At 70.3% G+C, this 18,271-nt stretch carries 20 protein-coding genes; 10 read left to right on the forward strand and 10 right to left on the reverse strand.

Annotated features, from left to right (window positions below; genetic code table 11):
• Positions 1-60: 60 nt before the first annotated feature.
• The 4 genes from OG735_RS26840 to OG735_RS26855 form a co-directional block, all read right to left on the reverse strand.
• Entirely contained in the window at positions 61-672 is a 612-nt protein-coding gene (locus OG735_RS26840) for a Maf family protein (RefSeq protein ID WP_327325694.1), read from the reverse strand.
• Between the two features lie 20 nt (positions 673-692).
• Positions 693-821 carry a morphogenic membrane protein MmpB gene (gene mmpB, locus OG735_RS26845; RefSeq protein ID WP_326652175.1) on the reverse strand — a complete coding sequence of 43 codons (129 nt, stop codon included), beginning with the start codon at positions 819-821 and terminating at the stop codon, positions 693-695.
• A 279-nt stretch (positions 822-1,100) separates the two neighbouring features.
• Positions 1,101-1,307 carry an acyl-CoA carboxylase epsilon subunit gene (locus tag OG735_RS26850; RefSeq protein ID WP_327328471.1) on the reverse strand — a complete coding sequence of 69 codons (207 nt, stop codon included), beginning with the start codon at positions 1,305-1,307 and terminating at the stop codon, positions 1,101-1,103.
• A 21-nt stretch (positions 1,308-1,328) separates the two neighbouring features.
• Positions 1,329-2,909: an acyl-CoA carboxylase subunit beta gene (locus tag OG735_RS26855; RefSeq protein WP_327325695.1), complete on the reverse strand. Its 1,581-nt coding sequence runs from the start codon at positions 2,907-2,909 to the stop codon at positions 1,329-1,331.
• Between the two features lie 114 nt (positions 2,910-3,023).
• Between OG735_RS26855 and OG735_RS26860 the strand changes: the two genes are divergently transcribed.
• The 5 genes from OG735_RS26860 (at position 3,024) to hutH (ending at position 9,136) form a co-directional block, all read left to right on the forward strand.
• Positions 3,024-3,881 carry a biotin--[acetyl-CoA-carboxylase] ligase gene (locus OG735_RS26860; protein ID WP_327325696.1) on the forward strand — a complete coding sequence of 286 codons (858 nt, stop codon included), beginning with the start codon at positions 3,024-3,026 and terminating at the stop codon, positions 3,879-3,881.
• Between the two features lie 349 nt (positions 3,882-4,230).
• Positions 4,231-5,328 carry an adenylate/guanylate cyclase domain-containing protein gene (locus OG735_RS26865; RefSeq protein ID WP_327325697.1) on the forward strand — a complete coding sequence of 366 codons (1,098 nt, stop codon included), beginning with the start codon at positions 4,231-4,233 and terminating at the stop codon, positions 5,326-5,328.
• A 118-nt stretch (positions 5,329-5,446) separates the two neighbouring features.
• The gene (locus OG735_RS26870) at positions 5,447-6,247 is read left to right on the forward strand and encodes an enoyl-CoA hydratase/isomerase family protein (RefSeq protein ID WP_327325698.1); all 801 of its coding nucleotides are present in this window, start codon (positions 5,447-5,449) and stop codon (positions 6,245-6,247) included.
• A 59-nt stretch (positions 6,248-6,306) separates the two neighbouring features.
• On the forward strand, positions 6,307-7,506 hold the full coding sequence (locus tag OG735_RS26875; protein ID WP_327325699.1) for a GGDEF domain-containing protein: 1,200 nt from the start codon (positions 6,307-6,309) through the stop codon (positions 7,504-7,506).
• A gap of 88 nt (positions 7,507-7,594) precedes the next feature.
• A complete protein-coding gene (hutH, locus tag OG735_RS26880; RefSeq protein ID WP_327328472.1) occupies positions 7,595-9,136 on the forward strand; it encodes a histidine ammonia-lyase in 1,542 nt (513 codons plus the stop codon).
• Positions 9,137-9,209: 73 nt separating this feature from the next.
• On the opposite strand, the gene OG735_RS26885 is transcribed toward hutH, so the two are convergent.
• Positions 9,210-9,482 (reverse strand): hypothetical protein, encoded by a 273-nt coding sequence (locus tag OG735_RS26885; RefSeq protein ID WP_327325700.1) that lies wholly within the window; start codon positions 9,480-9,482, stop codon positions 9,210-9,212.
• 108 nt (positions 9,483-9,590) lie between these two features.
• On the opposite strand from OG735_RS26885, the gene OG735_RS26890 reads away from it, so the two are divergent.
• Both OG735_RS26890 and OG735_RS26895 read left to right on the forward strand, forming a co-directional pair.
• Complete coding sequence (locus OG735_RS26890; RefSeq protein WP_327325701.1) at positions 9,591-9,953, forward strand: hypothetical protein; 363 nt, start codon at positions 9,591-9,593, stop codon at positions 9,951-9,953.
• Positions 9,954-10,160: 207 nt separating this feature from the next.
• Entirely contained in the window at positions 10,161-11,426 is a 1,266-nt protein-coding gene (locus OG735_RS26895; protein ID WP_327325702.1) for a L,D-transpeptidase, read from the forward strand.
• 88 nt (positions 11,427-11,514) lie between these two features.
• Here OG735_RS26895 and OG735_RS26900 read toward each other — a convergent pair whose 3' ends face one another.
• Complete coding sequence (locus OG735_RS26900; protein ID WP_327325703.1) at positions 11,515-12,375, reverse strand: helix-turn-helix transcriptional regulator; 861 nt, start codon at positions 12,373-12,375, stop codon at positions 11,515-11,517.
• A 120-nt stretch (positions 12,376-12,495) separates the two neighbouring features.
• Between OG735_RS26900 and OG735_RS26905 the strand changes: the two genes are divergently transcribed.
• Both OG735_RS26905 and OG735_RS26915 read left to right on the forward strand, forming a co-directional pair.
• The gene (locus OG735_RS26905; protein ID WP_327325704.1) at positions 12,496-13,539 is read left to right on the forward strand and encodes an NAD(P)-dependent alcohol dehydrogenase; all 1,044 of its coding nucleotides are present in this window, start codon (positions 12,496-12,498) and stop codon (positions 13,537-13,539) included.
• A 481-nt stretch (positions 13,540-14,020) separates the two neighbouring features.
• The gene (locus OG735_RS26915) at positions 14,021-14,383 is read left to right on the forward strand and encodes a DUF1330 domain-containing protein (protein ID WP_327325705.1); all 363 of its coding nucleotides are present in this window, start codon (positions 14,021-14,023) and stop codon (positions 14,381-14,383) included.
• A 103-nt stretch (positions 14,384-14,486) separates the two neighbouring features.
• On the opposite strand, the gene OG735_RS26920 is transcribed toward OG735_RS26915, so the two are convergent.
• The 4 genes from OG735_RS26920 to OG735_RS26940 all read right to left on the reverse strand — a co-directional run bounded on the left by OG735_RS26920 (position 14,487) and on the right by OG735_RS26940 (position 17,388).
• A complete protein-coding gene (locus OG735_RS26920; RefSeq protein ID WP_327325706.1) occupies positions 14,487-14,855 on the reverse strand; it encodes a VOC family protein in 369 nt (122 codons plus the stop codon).
• A 68-nt stretch (positions 14,856-14,923) separates the two neighbouring features.
• Positions 14,924-16,519 (reverse strand): hypothetical protein, encoded by a 1,596-nt coding sequence (locus OG735_RS26925; protein ID WP_442812495.1) that lies wholly within the window; start codon positions 16,517-16,519, stop codon positions 14,924-14,926.
• A 10-nt stretch (positions 16,520-16,529) separates the two neighbouring features.
• Complete coding sequence (locus OG735_RS26930; protein ID WP_327328651.1) at positions 16,530-16,730, reverse strand: hypothetical protein; 201 nt, start codon at positions 16,728-16,730, stop codon at positions 16,530-16,532.
• A 400-nt stretch (positions 16,731-17,130) separates the two neighbouring features.
• Complete coding sequence (locus OG735_RS26940) at positions 17,131-17,388, reverse strand: hypothetical protein (protein WP_327325707.1); 258 nt, start codon at positions 17,386-17,388, stop codon at positions 17,131-17,133.
• 276 nt (positions 17,389-17,664) lie between these two features.
• Here OG735_RS26940 and OG735_RS26945 point away from each other — a divergent pair, with 276 nt between their 5' ends.
• Positions 17,665-18,234: a TetR/AcrR family transcriptional regulator gene (locus tag OG735_RS26945; RefSeq protein ID WP_327325708.1), complete on the forward strand. Its 570-nt coding sequence runs from the start codon at positions 17,665-17,667 to the stop codon at positions 18,232-18,234.
• Positions 18,235-18,271 lie beyond the last annotated feature (37 nt).

Raw genomic sequence — 18,271 nt, forward strand, 5'->3', positions numbered from 1 at the left:
CGTGTCCTCGCTCGCCAACGCCGTGCCGGCCAGGGCCGGTTCAGCGGAAGTGACCGAGTCTCATGTCCACAGGTCGGTGATGGAGTGGCCGAGCTCGCCCAGCAGCTTCCGCAGCAGCGGCAGCGAAAGTCCGATGACATTGCCGTGGTCGCCGTCGATGCCCTCGATGAAGGGCGCCGAGCGGCCGTCCAGGGTGAAGGCACCCGCCACGCGGAGCGGTTCGCCGCTGGCGACGTAGCTGGCGATCTCGGCGTCGGTCGGGCGGCCGAAGCGCACGACGGTGGACGCCGTCCCCGAGGCGTGGTGGCCGGTGGCGGTGTCGTAGACGCAGTGCCCGGTCTGCAGGGTGCCCACGCGGCCGCGCATCGACTTCCAGCGGGTGATGGCCTCCTCCGCGTCGGCGGGCTTGCCGAACGCCTGGCCGTCGAGATCGAGTACGGAGTCGCAGCCGATGACGAGCGCCCTGCTTCTGACCACATCGGCCTGGGCCGCCACGACGGATGCCTTGGCCTCCGCGAGTGCCAGCGCGAGCTCGGCCGGGGTGGGCGCGGATACGGCGTCCTCGTTGACACAGCTGACGATCACCTCGGGGGCGAGTCCGGCCTGGCGCAGCAGATTGAGGCGGGCAGGGGAGGCGGAGGCGAGGACGAGACGGCGACGCTGATCGGTCATGGGGTCATCGTAGGCGGCGATCAGTGGAGACCGACCACGAACATCGCAAGCACCATGGCCAGTGCCAGCACAAAGCCCACGCGGCGCATCATGGCCTGCATCTCGCGCAGTTCTTCGGGGGGTTCGTTCTCCGGGTCGGACCACAGCATGCAATCGATCCTGCTCCCGGGGCCCCGGGCGGCGCCTGAGTACGAGTACTCATCCACCGGGGTGACAACGGGCTAATTCCAGGTGCCGACCCCCGGCCCGGTCCCGGTAAACGGGCCTGCTGTTCCATGAGGCCGGTGCGGCCAACGGCGCGTCCGTCGAGCAGGGCTCCGTGCGCCACGGCCGAGGGGCTCGGGTCCTGTGACTGGACCCGAGCCCCCGGAACAAGCCTCGCCGGCGACTGAGGCGCGGCGCCCGGGGCGGCGCCCCAGGTGCTCTGCCTACACCGGCCAGTAAGTGCGCGCCCAGGCCCGCGGCCCCGGCTGCGGCCTCCGGCTCCGCCCGATGCGTGCCGGGTCCGACCACTGCTCCGGCAGCAGCGGTGCCCCGTCCGCGGCGGAGACCGTCGCCGCGGCGCGCGCCTGAACCACCGCCAGTGCGGCGGCCAGCTCCTCCGGGGTCGGGTTTCCTCGTACGACCTTGATCATCGTCAAGTCCCTTCCTGGGGGCTAGAGGGGGATGTTGCCGTGCTTCTTCGGAGGCAGGTTTTCCCGCTTCGTACGCAGCTGACGCAGGCCCTTCACGACCTGCGCCCGCGTCTCCGACGGCATGATCACCGCGTCGATGTAGCCGCGCTCGGCCGCCGTGTACGGGTTGAGCAGCGTGTCCTCGTAGTCCTGGATCAGCTGCGCCCGGGTCGCCTCCTGGTCATCGGCGGCCGCGATGGTGCGGCGGTGCAGGATGTTCACCGCGCCCTGCGCGCCCATCACCGCGATCTGCGAGGTCGGCCACGCCACATTCAGATCGGCGCCCAGGTGCTTGGAGCCCATGACGTCGTACGCGCCGCCGAAGGCCTTCCGCGTGATCACCGTGATCAGCGGGACCGTCGCCTCCGCGTAGGCGTAGATCAGCTTCGCGCCGCGCCGGATGATGCCGCCGTACTCCTGGTCCACGCCGGGCAGGAAGCCGGGCACGTCCACGAACGTGATCACCGGGACGTTGAAGGCGTCACAGGTGCGGACGAAGCGCGCGGCCTTCTCGGAGGCATTGATGTCGAGGCAGCCGGCGAACTGCATCGGCTGGTTGGCGACTATGCCGACCGGGAGGCCCTCCACCCGTCCGAAGCCGGTGATGATGTTGGGCGCGAACATCGCCTGCGTCTCCAGGAACTCCCCGTCGTCCAGCACATGCTCGATGACCGTGTGCATGTCGTACGGCTGGTTCGCGGAGTCCGGGATGAGGGTGTCGAGCTCGCGGTCCTCGTCGTTCGTCTCCAGGTCGGCCTCGTCGGGGAAGGCCGGCGGCTCGGAGAGGTTGTTGGACGGCAGGTACGACAGCAGCGACTTGACGTACTCGATGGCGTCCTTCTCGTCACCCGCCATGTGGTGCGCGACGCCCGAGGTGGTGTTGTGCGTACGGGCTCCGCCCAGCTCCTCGAAGCCGACGTCCTCACCGGTGACCGTCTTGATGACATCGGGTCCGGTGATGAACATGTGGGAGGTCTGGTCGACCATCACCGTGAAGTCGGTGATGGCCGGGGAGTAGACGGCTCCGCCCGCGCACGGTCCGACGACCAGCGAGATCTGCGGGATCACGCCGGAGGCGTGGGTGTTGCGGCGGAAGATCTCGCCGTACATGCCCAGTGCGCTGACGCCCTCCTGGATACGGGCGCCGCCGGAGTCGTTGATGCCGATGACCGGGCAGCCGGTCTTCAGAGCGAAGTCCATGACCTTGATGATCTTCTGGCCGTAGACCTCGCCGAGCGCGCCGCCGAAGACCGTGAAGTCCTGCGAGAAGACGGCGACCGGACGGCCGTCGACCGTGCCGTAGCCGGTGACCACGCCGTCGCCGTACGGGCGGGTCTGCTCAAGGCCGAAGTTCGTGGAGCGGTGCCGGGCGAACTCGTCGAGCTCTACGAACGATCCCTCGTCCAGCAGCAGATCAACCCGCTCACGGGCTGTCAACTTGCCCTTCGCGTGCTGCTTTTCCACCGCCCGCGCGGAGCCCGCATGCGTCGCCTCGTCTATGCGGCGCTGCAGATCCGCGAGCTTTCCCGCGGTGGTGTGGATGTCAATCTCGGACTCCGACATCGGGATGCGGCTCCCTGTCCTGGTCAACGTCAACCGGAATGGCTACTGACACGTAGCGTATCGGCGCGCATGGCGCTCGGCAGTGCGGCGTTTGCCACACCTAACCTGGCTTGCATGACGCCTCAGAATGCGCCCGAGAGCCGCTGGTCCGACCTCGACCGGCCCCCGCTGAACGTCCCCGCGCTGCGCCGCGCCCTACTGGTGCCGGGCGGGCTGTGGACCTCGCTCGACATCGTGCCCGAGACCGGCTCCACCAATTCCGACCTGGCGGCACGGGCCGCGTCCCTGGAGGAGGGGGCGGTGCTGGTCGCCGAGGAGCAGACGGCGGGCCGCGGGCGGCTCGACCGGTCCTGGACGTCGCCGGCCCGCTCCGGGCTGTTCCTGTCCGTACTGCTGCGGCCCGGACCGGAGGTGCCTGTGGAGCGCTGGGGCTGGCTGCCGCTGCTCGCCGGAGTCGCCTCGGCGACCGGCCTCGCCCGGGCCGCCGGAGTCGACATGTCGCTCAAATGGCCTAACGACCTGTTGGTAAAGGTCGGCGGCGAGGAGCGCAAGACCGGCGGGATCCTCGCGGAGCGTGCGGGCGACGACGCGGTGGTGGTCGGCATCGGCCTCAATGTGACGCTGCGCGCGGACGAGCTCCCGGTGCCGACGGCGGGGTCGCTCGCCCTGGCGGACGCGATCTCCACCGACCGCGACCCGCTGCTGCGGGCTCTGCTGCGCTCGCTGGAGCAGTGGTACGGCGACTGGCGCGCGGCGGGTGGCGATCCGGCCCGCTCCGGGCTCCAGGCGGCGTACGCGGAGGGCTGCGCGACGCTGGGGCGCACCGTACGGGCCGAGCTGCCGGGCGACCGGTCGGTCACCGGCGAGGCGGTCGCGCTCGACGGTGACGGCCGGCTGGTGCTGACCACGGAGGGTGGCGGGCGGCAGTCGATCAGTGCGGGTGACATCGTGCACCTGCGGGCGGCCGACTGATCCGGGGTGAACCCGGGTGAGTCCCGATCGCGGACCGGGACGTGAGCTAGGGCACACCTGTCGTATCGTTGAGGCGATCGAGCGACAGATCGGCAGGGCAGTGCCGCAGGGAACGGGCAGGAGGCGGCTGGTGACAGTCGACGACACCACTTCCGGCGCGGGCGCGCAGCCCCCGTCGGACTCCTCGTCCGGCGGGTCCGGTTCGTCCGGTTCTCCGTCCGGCTCCTCGCCCGGTTCTCCCTCCGGTTCTTCGTCCGCGGAGTCGTCCAACGGATCGGCCGGGCCCTCTGAGCCTGCCGACCCTTCCGGCCCTTCCGGGTCTTCAGGGCCGGCCGCTTCGTCCTCCTCGGTGCATCCGACCCCGCACCACGAGGTCGATCACACCGCGGAGCCGACGGACGACCCTCTCGCCATCCGTCTGGAGCAGCTGATCCTCGGCGCCGAGCGGCGCTACACGCCCTTCCAGGCTGCTCGTACCGCAGGCGTCTCGATGGAGCTCGCCTCCCGCTTCTGGCGGGCCATGGGCTTCGCCGACATCGGGCAGGCGAAGGCGCTGACCGAGGCGGACGTACTGGCCCTGCGGCGGCTCGCCGGTCTGGTCGAGGCGGGCCTGCTGAGCGAGCCGATGGCGGTCCAGGTGGCCCGCTCGACCGGCCAGACCACCGCCCGGCTGGCGGAATGGCAGATCGATTCTTTCCTGGAGGGCCTCACCGAGCCGCCCGAGCCGGGCATGACCCGTACTGAGGTCACATATCCGCTGGTCGAGCTGCTGCTGCCCGAGCTGGAGGAATTCCTGGTGTACGTGTGGCGGCGGCAGCTCGCCGCGGCCACCGGGCGCGTGGTCCAGGCCGCGGACGACGAGGAGATGGTCGACCGCCGGCTGGCGGTCGGCTTCGCGGACCTGGTCGGCTTCACCCGGCTGACGCGGCGGCTGGAGGAAGAGGAACTGGGTGAGCTGGTCGAGGCGTTCGAAACCACCTCGGCCGACCTGGTCGCCGCGCACGGCGGCCGGCTGATCAAGACCCTCGGCGACGAGGTGCTCTATGCGGCGGACGACGCGGGTACGGCGGCGGAGATCGCGCTGCGCCTCATCGAAACGATGACGCACGACGAGACGATGCCGGCGCTGCGCGTCGGCATCGCTTTTGGCACGGTCACCACGCGGATGGGCGATGTGTTCGGCACGACGGTGAACCTGGCCAGCCGGCTGACCTCGATAGCGCCGAAGGACGCGGTGCTGGTGGACGGGGCGTTCGCGGAGGGGCTGGTACGCACCGGAGACGCGCCGGCCTCCGAGGCGGAGGCGGCGGAGGAGGCGGCAGCGGCGGAAAAGGAGGGCGAGGAACCCCCCTTGTACCGCTTCGCCCTCCAGCCCATGTGGCAACGCCCGGTGCGAGGCCTGGGCGTGGTGGAGCCGTGGCTGCTGTCACGGCGGACGAACTCCTGAGTCGTGGGGCCGGGGGCGCCCCCACCCCCCGTTCATGGGGATCGCCCGGTGGGGGAGACCCCCGACGCGGTGCGCGCCTATGATCCGGTGAACCGTCGTTAACCGGGAGGGTGCCGCCATGTCCGAGTCCGAGCAGCGGTTCGGGGAATTCGTCGTCGTGCGCAGGCACGAGCAAGCACACGTCGCGGAGCTCGTGCTCGATCGGCCCAAGGCCATGAACGCCGTCTCCAGCGAGATGGCCCGGTCCATCGCCGCCGCCTGTGACGCCCTCGCCACCGAGGCGGACGTACGCGTCACCGTTCTCACCTCCACCCACGAGCGCGCCTTCTGCGTCGGCGCCGATCTCAAGGAGCGGAACTCCTCCTCCGACGCCGAGTTGGTGCGGCAGCGGCCCACCTCCCGGGCCGCGTACACCGGGATTCTCGAGCTGCCGATGCCCACCGTCGCCGCCGTGCACGGCTTCGCCCTCGGTGGCGGGTACGAGCTGGCGCTCGCCTGCGATGTGATCGTTGCCGACGCCACCGCAGTGGTCGGGCTGCCGGAGGTGTCCGTCGGCGTCATCCCCGGCGGCGGCGGGACCCAGCTCCTGCCGCGCCGCGTCGGTGCCGCGCGCGCCGCCGAGCTGGTGTTCACCGCGCGGCGCGTGGAGGCGGCCGAGGCGCGGGAGTTGGGGCTCGTCGACCAGCTGGCGGACGATGCCAGGACCGAGGCGCTCGCGCTCGCGGGGCGGATCGCCGCGAACTCTCCCGTCGGGCTGCGCGCCGCAAAGCGCGCGATGCGGCTCGGGCATGGGCTCGATCTGCGGGCCGGCCTGGAGGTGGAGGACGCGGCCTGGCGGTCCGTGGCCTTCTCCGGGGACCGGGCGGAGGGCGTCGCGGCCTTCAACGACAAGCGGAAGCCGCAGTGGCCCGGCGAGTGACTGTTCCGGCAACGGCCCACTCCGACTGATCAAACCGTCTCGAACCTCCCTAAGCTGGGATGATGGGTGAGGATCGACGGTTGCGGGCCGTGGTGGCGCTGGCGCAGGCAATGGCGGCCGCGCACACACCGCGCGAGTTCTGGCGCGCGGCCGCGCTCGGCGCGTGTCAGGCGCTGGCCGGCTCCTTCGCCGCCCTGTCGGTGTGGGAGCGCGAGCTCGGCCGGCTCAAGGTGCTCGTGAACGCCGGCGAACGGGCCGCAGGGGAGGAGGAGTTCCCCGAATCCGAGACGTACCCCGTCAATCGCTTCCCGGAGATCACCGAGTTTCTGCACGAGCAGTGGGCGGGCGGCGGTGAGCCCGACGCCTGGGTGGCGACGGCGGAAGGACCATCGTCGGCCGCGAACGGCTACTGCCATCAGGGGGCACCTCCGGCGGACGAAGTCCTGTGGGGGAGGGTCGCGTCCCTGCGGCGGCGCGGCCGCGGCTGCTGTGTTGTCGCGCCGATCGTGCTGCACGGCCGGGCCTGGGGCGAACTGTATGTGGCCAGGCCGCCGGGCGCGCCGGTGTTCGCCCGCGACGACGCGGACTTCGCGACCGTCGTCGCCTCCGTCGTGGCCTCGGGCATCGCTCAGAACGAGCGGCTCGAGGAGGTCCGCAGGCTCGCCTTCACGGACCCGCTGACCGGTCTCGCCAACCGCCGCGCCGTCGACATAAGGCTCGACGAGGCGGTCGAACGACACCGCACGGACGGCTCGGTCGTCAGCCTGGTGGTCTGCGACCTCAACGGCCTCAAGCGCGTGAACGACACCCATGGCCACGCCGTCGGCGACCGGCTGCTCGAGCGTTTCGGCTCGGTCCTCTCGCTCTGCGGGGCGATGCTGCCGGGCGCGCTGGCGGCACGGCTCGGCGGTGACGAGTTCTGTCTGGTCGCGGTCGGTCCGGCGGCGGACGAGGTGGTCCGGGTGGCTGACGAACTCTGCGTACGGGCAGGGGAGTTGGAGCTCGGTGAGGGTGTGGCCTGCGGTGTGGCCTCGACCGGTGACCCGATCGGCCAGGTCCGCTCGGGCCGCCGGCTGTTCCGGCTGGCGGACGCGGCCCAGTACCGCGCGAAGGCGGCCCTCTCCCCGAAGCCGGTGGTCGCCGGCCGCGACGGCACCGTGATGCGCCTGGCGGACGCCCCGCCGCGTTCGCCGCACGAGCGCCGCCGCTTCCGTGGCGTACGACCCGAGGATGCGACGGAACCCTGGAGCGAGCCCTGACAACCGGGTGTCGGATTGCAGTAAGGGGTCATCCGGCCCGCCCCTAGTGACAGGTTGCGATTCAGTCCGTACGCTCCTGAATATGGATATGCAAACAGTCGTGGTGGGGACGTCCGGTACCACCGCCGAAGACGTCATCGCCGTGGCCCGCGAGGGCGCCCGCATCGAGCTCTCCGCGGAGGCCGTCGCCGCCCTCGCCGCCGCCCGCGGGATCGTGGACGCGCTGGCCGCCAAGCCCGAGCCGGTCTACGGGGTCTCCACCGGGTTCGGCGCGCTCGCCAGCCGGCACATCAGCCCCGAGCTCCGCGCCCAGCTGCAGCGCAACATCGTCCGCTCGCACGCCGCAGGCATGGGCCCGCGCGTCGAGCGCGAGGTCGTCCGCGCTCTGATGTTCCTCCGTCTGAAGACCGTGGCCTCCGGCTACACCGGCGTACGCCCCGAGGTCGCCCAGACCATGGTGGACGTACTGAACGCCGGCATCACGCCCGTCGTCCACGAGTACGGATCGCTCGGCTGCTCCGGCGACCTCGCCCCCCTCTCGCACTGCGCGCTGACGCTGATGGGCGAGGGCGACGCCGAGGGCCCCGACGGCCAGGTGCGGCCCGCCGGCGAGCTGCTCGCCGAGCACGGCATCATGCCCGTCGAGCTCCGCGAGAAGGAGGGTCTGGCCCTCCTGAACGGCACCGACGGCATGCTCGGCATGCTGGTCATGGCCCTCGCCGACCTCCAGCGCCTCTACACCACCGCCGACATCACCGCCGCCCTCAGCCTCGAGGCGCTGCTCGGCACGGACAAGGTGCTCGCCCCCGAGCTGCACGCCATCCGCCCGCACCCGGGCCAGGGCGTCTCCGCCGCCAATATGAGCGCCGTGCTCAAGGACTCCGGGCTCACCGGGCACTTCCAGGAGGAGGAAGCGCCCCGAGTCCAGGACGCGTACTCCGTGCGCTGCGCGCCGCAGGTCGCCGGCGCCGGGCGGGACACCCTCGCGCACGCCCGTCTGGTCGCCGACCGCGAGCTCGCCTCGGCCGTCGACAACCCGATCGTGCTGCCCGACGGCCGGGTGGAGTCCAACGGCAACTTCCACGGTGCCCCGGTCGCGTATGTCCTCGACTTCCTCGCCATCGTCGCCGCCGACCTCGGCTCCATCGCCGAGCGCCGCACCGACCGGCTCCTGGACAAGAACCGCTCGCACGGTCTGCCGCCGTTCCTCGCCGACGACGCCGGCGTGGACTCGGGCCTGATGATCGCCCAGTACACGCAGGCCGCCCTGGTCAGCGAGATGAAGCGGCTCGCCGTCCCGGCATCCGCCGACTCCATCCCGTCATCGGCGATGCAGGAGGACCACGTCTCCATGGGCTGGTCGGCCGCGCGCAAGCTGCGCACCACCGTCGGCAATCTGAGCCGGATCCTCGCCGTCGAGCTCTACGCCGCGACCCGCGCCATCGAGCTGCGGCGCGGGCTGACCCCCGCGCCCGCCTCGCAGGCCGCCATCGCGGCACTGCGCGCGGCAGGTGTCGAGGGCCCCGGTCCCGACCGCTTCCTCGCGCCCGACCTGGAGGCCGCCGACGCGTTCGTACGGGACGGAAAGCTCGTCGCGGCCGTGGAGCCGGTGACGGGTCCGCTGGCCTAGCAGCTCAGCAGCTCAGCAGCTCAGCAGCACGCAGGGACGGGCCGCTCCGCACACCGCGGGACGGCCCGTCCCGTCACATGTACAGGGCCCCGCGCCGGCGCACGGAGTACGTCACCAAGCCCGCGCCGATGCCCAGGAAGGCAGCGCCGCCGACGAGATACGGGGTGGTGTCCACGGTGCCCGTGGCGGCCAGGGTCAGCTCCTGTGACGACGCACTCGCGCCGGTCTGGTGTCTCTGCACCGCTTCCCGATCGACAGTGGCATTCGCCGAGGGAACGAACCACAGCGCACACAGCAGAGTCCCTGCGGCAGTGGTGGTAAGAAGCGGTCGACGTGCGACGGACACGGACTCGATCCCCCTTGAGGCATCCTCGAATTGGCCGGGTGCGCTGATGCTAGTGAAAGCAGCGGGTCGTGGGAAAGCCGCGAGGGCGGGAGCTCTACGCTCCGTCGTATGACCACTTCTGAGACATCACGGTATGTGCGGCTGCGGGTGGAATTGGTGCTGGAGATCGAGGACTCCGCGGCGCTGACCGGCGGCGCCCTCGAACGAATCGCGGCGGACACGTTTATGCCGGACGAGGAGCGCGCACACGCCAAGTCGGCGGTACGCGAGGACGAGGCCGAGGCCATCGCCTACCTCGTGGACCCCTTCGATCTGGTCAGCGATGTGCCAGGCGTGGAACTCGCCCAGGCTTCGTGGAGCAGTGAGCAGATCGAGTACGACCCCGATGCGGAGGACTGGGACCCGGACGAGGAAGATGGAGAGTACGACGACGATGACGAGTCGGACGACGGTGACACCGGGCGGCCGTAGCGCGGGTGTATGGGACGGGCTCCGGGCCCCGGGGTGCCGCGACGGTGAACCGCGGCCCGGCCGTTTTCGTGTCGCAGTGCAACCGCCGGAGCTGTGGGCGCGTCGATGAATATCTGTGAGTGGTGTTCCCCACATCCTCTTCGGATGTGGAACCGGGCAGCCCGAAATGGGTGTTGTCCAAGTTGTGGGTCAGGGGAATCGGCGACGATGGAGAAGCGTGTGATGACGGACAGCAAGCGGCGCAAAGGCCTTATAGCCGCGTCCGCAGTGCTCGGCGGCGTGCTGGTGCTGTCGGCCTGCAGCGGCGACGGGGACAAGGGCGGCAGTGCCGACGGCTCGAAGAAATCGCAGGCCCAGGTCGACGAGGCGGCAGCCAAGGAAGCGTCGAAGGCCCGAATAGCCATCTCGCCGAAGAACGGCGCGACCAACGCGGGCATCAACAATGACGCCAAGGTCACCGTCAGCGACGGCACCCTCACTGAGGTCACCATGGCCACGGCGGACGGTGCGAGCGTCAAGGGCACCCTCGCCGCCGACGGCAAGAGCTGGAAGCCGGACGCGCAGCTCGAGCGCTCCACCACGTACAAGATCTCGGCCACGGCGAAGGACTCCAAGGGCCAGGAGGCCCACGAGAACTCCTCCTTCACCACCGTCTCGCCCGCCAACAGCTTCATCGGCAACTTCACGCCCGAGGACGGTTCCACCGTCGGCGTCGGTATGCCGGTCTCGATCAACTTCAACAAGGCGATCACGGACAAGAAGGCCGTCCAGTCCGGGATCACCGTGACGTCGAGCAGCGGCCAGGAGGTCGTCGGCCACTGGTTCAACGGGCAGCGGCTGGACTTCCGCCCCGACCAGTACTGGCAGGAAGGCTCGACCGTCACCCTGAAGCTGAACCTCGACGGGGTCCAGGGCGCTCAGGGAGTCTTCGGCGTCCAGCAGAAGACGATCACCTTCAAGATCGGCCGTAACCAGGTCTCGACCGTCGACGCGTCGGCCCACACGATGACGGTCACCCAGGACGGCAAGACGATCAAGACCATCCCGATCTCGGCCGGTGGCCCGGACAACCCGACCTACAACGGTCAGATGGTGATCTCCGAGAAGTTCAAGGAGACCCGGATGGACGGCTCGACGGTCGGCTTCAAGAAGAAGGACGGCAAGGGCGAGTACGACATCAAGGACGTCCCGCACGCGATGCGGCTGTCCACGTCGGGCACGTTCATCCACGGCAACTACTGGGGTGCCGACTCGATCTTCGGCAGCTCCAACACCAGCCACGGCTGTGTCGGTCTGAACGACGTCAAGGGTGCCGGTGACCCGAACCAGCCCGCCGCCTGGCTGTTCGACAACACGATCGTCGGCGACGTCGTGATCGTGAAGAACTCCAAGGACCGGACCATCCAGCCGGACAACGGCCTGAACGGCTGGAACCTGAGCTGGAACGACTGGAAGGCCGGCTCGGCCGCCTGAGCCACCGCCTCGTACGCATGAGGGCGGCGGCACCCCCGGGGGGGTGCCGCCGCCCTCATGCGTAGCCGCGGGCCACGCTGTTACGGCGTTACCGCGCGTCGGCGTCCGCCACCTCGTCCACGCCCCAGCCGGCCAGCAGCCGCAGCGACTCCGCCGCGCGTGTGCCGGGCTCCGCGTGGTAGGTGACCAGCGACAGATCGTGGTCGTCGGGCAGCCTCAGCGTCTCGTACGACAGGGTCATCTCGCCCACCAGCGGATGGTGCAGCCGCTTGGTGCCGTGACCCTTGTCCTGGACCGTGTGCGCGGCCCAGAGCTTGCGGAACTCCTCGCTCTTGACCGACAGATCGCCGATCAGCGCGGGCAGCTGCGGGTCATCGGCCGAGCAGCCCGCGTACATCCGCAGGAAGCTCACCACCTCGGTCGCCTTGCACTCCCAGTCGACATACAGATCAGGCGCGTTGGGGTCGAGGAAGACGAGCCGGGCCATGTTCCGCTCCTGCGGCGGCAGTGCGGCGAAGTCGCCGAGCAGTGCGCGGGCCATGCGGTTCCAGCCGAGGATGTCCAGCCGGCGCCCGAGTACGTACGCGGGCACCCCGTCCATCGCGTCCATCAGCTGCTGCACCGCAGGCCGCAGCTGCTGCGGCCGGCCCATGCGCCGGTGCTTCTTCTGCTTCGGCTTGGCGAGGTGGCTGAGATGGTCCCGCTCGACGTCGGACAGGCGCAGGGCCCGCGCGATCGCGTCGAGCACCTCGGTGGACACATTGCGTCCGTTGCCCTGCTCGAGACGCGTGTAGTACGCGACGGACACCCCGGCGAGCTGCGCCAGCTCCTCGCGGCGCAGCCCGGGGACACGGCGGTGGCGGCCCAGCTGTGGCAGGCCGACGTCCTCCGGCTGCAGCCGGGCACGGCGGGAGCGGAGGAATTCGCTGAGTTCGGCGCGCTGGTCCATGCAGCCAAGTATTACCGGCCGGGGAGCCTGTCGATCCTGACCCTGCCAGTAGTACGCACACTGGTCGTAGGCACAACAGAGGGCTGGGTAAGTGCCGCGCCCGGCGGCAGGCTCGTAGTCATGACCACCACCGTTTCCGCATACGCCGCTCCCGCCGCCAAGGCGCCGCTGGAGCGGACCACCGTCCCGCGCCGCCCGGTCGGCGAGCACGACGTGCTCATCGAGATCAAGTACGCGGGCATCTGCCACTCCGACATCCACCAGGCCCGCGACGGCTGGGGCGAAGGCATCTACCCGATGGTGCCGGGCCACGAGATCGCCGGCGTCGTCACCGAGGTCGGCCCCGGTGTCACGAAGTTCGGCGTCGGCGACCGGGTGGGCGTCGGCTGCATGGTCGACTCGTGCCGCGAGTGCGACAACTGCAAGGCCGGTCTTGAGCAGTACTGCTCCGGCGGCAACGTCGGCACGTACAACGCCCTCGACAAGAGCGGCGAGCCGACCTACGGCGGCTACTCCACCCACATCGTCGTCGACGAGGCCTTCACGCTGCGCATCCCCGACGGCCTGTCGCTGGACGTCGCGGCCCCGCTGCTGTGCGCCGGCATCACCCTCTACTCGCCGCTCGCCCACTGGAACGCGGGCCCCGGCAAGAAGGTCGCCATCGTCGGCCTGGGCGGTCTCGGCCACATGGGCGTCAAGATCGCCCATGCGCTGGGTGCCGAGGTGACCGTGCTCAGCCAGTCGCTGCGCAAGAAGGACGACGGGCTGAAGCTGGGCGCCGACCACTACTACGCGACGAGCGACGAGGCCACCTTCGAGGAGCTGGCCGGCAGCTTCGACCTGATCGTCTCGACGGTGTCCGCGCCGCTGCCGCTGGACGCGTATCTGCGTCTGCTGAAGACGGACGGCGCCTTTGTGAACGTGGGTGCTCCCGAGGAGCCCGTCTCGCTCAACCTGTTCTCCGTCATCGGCGGCCGCAAGAGCCTTGCGGGCTCGGGGATCGGCGGTATCCGGGAGACCCAGGAGATGCTCGACTTCTGTGCCGAGCACGGCCTGGGTGCGGAGATCGAGCTGATTCGCGCGGACCAGATCAACGACGCGTACGAGCGGGTGCTGGCGAGCGATGTCCGCTACCGCTTCGTGATCGACACGGCGACGATCTGAGTCTCACCGGCTGACGATCTCTCACGGTCTCAACTGCGGCCCCGGCCGCACCGGATCAGCTTCGCGCGGATCCGGTGCGGCCGGGGCATCAGTATGTCCACCCTGCGACGGCCGGACGGGGACCGGGCTTTGAGAGCGCCCGGCCGGGGCCGACCGGTGCGGTGCACTTACCTCGCGGGTAATCGACGGTCTCCCGGTATCGCGGCACGATCGAAGACATCCGAACGAGCCGCGAACGGCCGTGTACGAGCCCCGCACCAGGAGGACTCCCAATGATGTTGTCAAGCGAGGCTGGTGACGCATCGTGAGTGAGTCATGCCGCTGCGGCATCCTGTCCGGGTGGGCTGATCTCGAAGGTCCGGTTGTCGCGTATGAGGGCCCACAGCACGTTGAGACGGCGGCGCACGAGGGCCAGGACGGCCTGCTTGTGGTTCTTTCCCTCGGCTCGCTTCCGTTGGTAGAACGCCTTCGAGACAGGGCAGTGGTAGGCCGCGACCTGGGCGGCGAGGTAGCACATACGCAGGAGCCGCCGACTGTAGCGGCGCGGGCGGCGAAGGTTCCCCTTGACGCGTCCACCCTCGACCCCTTCGGTGGCCGTTTCCTCGTCCACGGCGCGACCGTCGAACTCCGCGAGGGCGAGTGGCCGGGCGCGCTCGTCATCATCGGCTTCGCCGGCATGGCGGAGGCGCGCCGGTGGTACGACTCCGAGGCCTACCAGGAGCTTCTGCCGCTGCGCACCCGGCATATGGCGGGCGATGTGATCCTGGTCGAGGGCGTCGCCCCCGGCTATGACGCCGCGGTCACCGCCGCCCGGCTCCGGGAGGCCCAGGCCATGGCGCCATGACCGTCATGGCCGTCATGGCCGTCATGACGACGATCTGCCCAAAGGCGGATGCCGCGCAGGCAGCCCGTCGCGATCCGCGCCGGGGCGACGTCTGTCCCCGGTCTCACTCCGGCGTATGGCAGGTCGCCTCCACGTTGTTGCCGTCCAGATCCCTGACGAACGCGCCGTAGTACGCGGCGTGGTACTCGGGCCGTACCCGTGGCTCGTGCAGTACCTCCGCCCCCGCCTCGACGGCAGCCGCGTGGAACGCCCGTACCTGTGCGCGGTCGGCCGCGACGAAGGCGATATGCACCTCGCGCGCCTGCCCCTCCGTCGTCACCGGGCCAATCCAGAAGGTCGGCTGCGTCGTGCCGTAACCGATCACCGGACCGAAGTCGAGCAGCCGTTTGCCGCCGAGCGGGGCCAGCACACGGTCGTAGAAGGCGGCGCTGGCCGCCGGGTCCGCCACTTGTACCGAGATGTGGTCAATCATGCGTCGAGCGTGGCACACGCCACTGACAATCGGCCCTCAGCGCCGGCCGCCGGCCGCGGCCTGAGCCTTCAGCAGCCCGAGCCGCTCGAACGCGACAGACGGTAGGGCGAGTCCAGCCGGTACTCGCCCGCCCGCGGCACGGTCAGCCGCGTCCACTCGCCCTCCTGCCGCAGACACGCCCCCTCCGCCCGCAGCCACGGCGAGTACGCGACCCGTACCGTCACCGATCCCGCCGCCGGCATCCGTACGACCAGCTCCGCGTCGTCGCCGCGGACCACCGTCGCCGGTGTGGCGGCCAGCGGAACCGCGTCCCGCACCCGGTAGACCGTCCACCCGCCGTCCTGCCACACCCGCTCCAGCCAGCCCGGCCCGCTCCTGACGATTGCCGCCTCGTCCTCGGCGGGCCCGTCAGGACGCCCGTGGTGCAGCACCACGAAGCCCACCGCCCAGCGGTCCAGCCACTGCCGGTACGTCGCCGGGGTCAGCGACCCGTCGTAGAAGAGCCGCCCGCGCTCCACATCCAGCTGCCGGTTCCAGCCGCGCGCCATATTGATGTGCGGGGCGAGGACGGTCGCCTCGCGGTGGTTGCGGGCGGGGACGACCTCGACGCGCGTGCGGTCGGCGCCCAGCCGCTGCAACTCCCGTACGACACCGTCGGTGTGCGCGGCCCACGCGGGCACCTCGCTGGAGACGACCAGATCGTCGTCGGTTTTGTCGATCAGCCAGTACGTGTTCACGGCCAGCCCGATCGCGAGCACGGCCCGCAGAAGTCTGCCGAGCCCTCCCGCCAGCACCGCCGCGAGCAGCACAGGCGGTCCGACGAGAGCCAGCAGACGCTCGACGTTCGTGCCGATGGGCGAGGCGATGAGATAGGTGAGGACGACGCCGGCGCCGTACACCCCGGCCCCGAACCGCACGACCCGCCAGTCGCGCGGCGCCGCGATCGCCACGGCGGCGGAGACGGCCAGCGGCATCCACAGTTGCCCGGCCGCAATGGGCTGTTCGCCGTGGAAGGGGAAGAGCAGCGTCACCGCGCCCACCACGGCGAACGGCGGCAGCACGAGCGCGGCGCCCTTCCGCCACTGCCGGTCCAGCAGATACGCGGCCCCCGCCACCACCAGAAAGAGCCCGGCCACCGGACTGGCCATGGCAGCGAGCGCCGCGCAGACCGCGGCGACGCCGGTCCTGCGTACGTACAGGACGGCGAGCAGCCCGATCGCGACGCCCAGTGCGAAGGTCGTACGACCGCAGGCGACATTGGACCAGAGGGCCAGTGCCCCGAGCGCGGCGGGCCAGCCGGGCCGCCGCATTCCGCTGCGTACGAAGAGGCAGGCCAGCAGCCACGTTCCGGCCAGACCCGCGGCGACGGACACCGCGCGCACGCCGAAGACGGCCATGAGCGGGGGAGACAGCAGGCTGTAGTTGGCGGTGTGGGTGCCGCCGTACCAGGAGAGGTTGTACGCCGACATGGGGTGCCGTTCCATGAACCCCGCCCAGGCGAGCTGAGCCGCCAGGTCGCCGCCGCCGGTCGCGAGCCAGGCGGCCCACAGGACGTACAGCGGCACGACGACGGCCGTCGCGACGAGCGGGACGCGCCACCAGGGTGGTGCGTCCCGCTCGCCTGCGTCAGTTCGTACAGTCTCTGCCCGCTCGGTGATCCCCACGCCGCAAACCCTAGTGGTGCCTCACGGCCGGACCGTAGGCAAGTTCGTCGGCGCGAGGCCAGGTGGCGAATGGTTCCTCCTCCAGGGAGTAGATCTCGAGCAGGGAGAGGTAGCCGTCCGCCACGAAGAGCAGTACGCCGCCGAGGCGGCCGTCGGTGGTGGAGACGTCCGCTTCGGCGACGGGATTCGCCGCGGCGGCTGCCGGCTCCACACCGTCGCGGGTGACCTCCAGCCGCGCACAGTGGATTCGGTAGCAGCGCCTCAGCGAGGACGAGCCGCCAATAGCACCAGGACCGGCCAAGGGTCCGTCACATCGCGCGGCGATGGTGGCGCACGCGATGCGGCCAACCCGCCGTCTGCGCAGGGGAGTTGCGGTTGGAGGTCGACGGCCTCCGCGACTTTGGGCAGCCGCCACGGGGCGAGCCTCCAAGAGCAGAGGGCCGATCGGCCGGAAACGGCCCTGTGACCATGTCCGTCTGGTGCGGGGCCGCCCACGGCGGCGGGGAACGCGGAGACGTGCCATCACATCGGTGAACGCGGTTCCACCGCCGGCCTGCCCTGCGGTGAGATGGAAGGCCGGGGGCCGACGGCGGCCGTCGGCTGCGAGGTGGTCAGGCGTCTTCGGGATCAAGCTCGAAGGTGAAATAGATGCTCAGGCAGTATGGCTCGTCCTCGTCTTGGAAGAAATCCCACGACACGTCTGACAGGCGGATTCCTTGTTCCCGTACCCACTCATGGGCTTTCCTGAAGGCGTCCGCGGCAGTTGTGGCGGGGAACAACTTCCTGGCGATGGGATGCACCCCGGTCTCAGCATCCGAGTCGTCGAAGTCCTTCGGAACGTCCAGGCAGAAGTTGGGATCCAGCACCATGGAGTGAGCCCTTTCCAGTCGGTTGCCGGTATGAGTCGGCAGAGGCTGATCCTCTGAGCGCGACCCCCGAGTAAGACCGCCGCACACCCGGCGGGGTTGCTTCTGCCGACCGCGCGGCGGTGTCGCAACCGATGTCGCGGGCCCGCGGTGATCCAGACAAAGACCGCGCGCCAATTTTGCGGACTCGGCACGGAGTTGCCCCAAGGAGGAAACGGGTGGCTCGTCCCGTTCGCACGCCACGGCAATGCGGATTAGCTATCCAGTTAGACTTCTCCCATGACGACCGCCCCCCTGCGCAAGGATGCCGCCCGCAACTGGGAACGGATCGTCGCCGTGGCCCGCGATCTCGTAGACGAAGGCACACCACTGCAGCTCAACGACGTCGCACGCCGCGCCCAACTGGGCGTCGGCACCGTCTACCGCCACTTCCCCACCGCCGAGGCGCTCCTGGAGACCGTCGCCACCCCCTGCCTGGAGGCACTCGCCGCCCACGGCGAGCAGGCGCTGGCCGATGACAACCCCGGGCGCGCCCTCGCCGGCTTCCTGACCCGAACCATCGAAGCGCAGGTCACCGACACTTCCCTGTCCGCGGTCACCGCCGCGCCCACGGACGCCCTGCCGCGCACCACCGAACTGAAGGGGATCCTGCGGTCGGTCGGCGGACAGCTGCTCCAGCGGGCCCGCGACGCCGGGGTCGTGCGTCCCGACCTGACCTCAAACGACCTGGTCCCGCTCATGTGCGGTATCGCCTATGCCGCGAACGTCCACAGCGCCCCCACCGCCCGCATCGAGACCGCCCGTCGCTATCTGACCGCGCTACTGGAAGGCGTGTGCATCCACTACTAGCTGGAAGGCTGACTTCCCTGAGGCGAGCAGACCGGCG

This window comes from Streptomyces sp. NBC_01210, assembly GCF_036010325.1.
Lineage (GTDB): Bacteria > Actinomycetota > Actinomycetes > Streptomycetales > Streptomycetaceae > Streptomyces.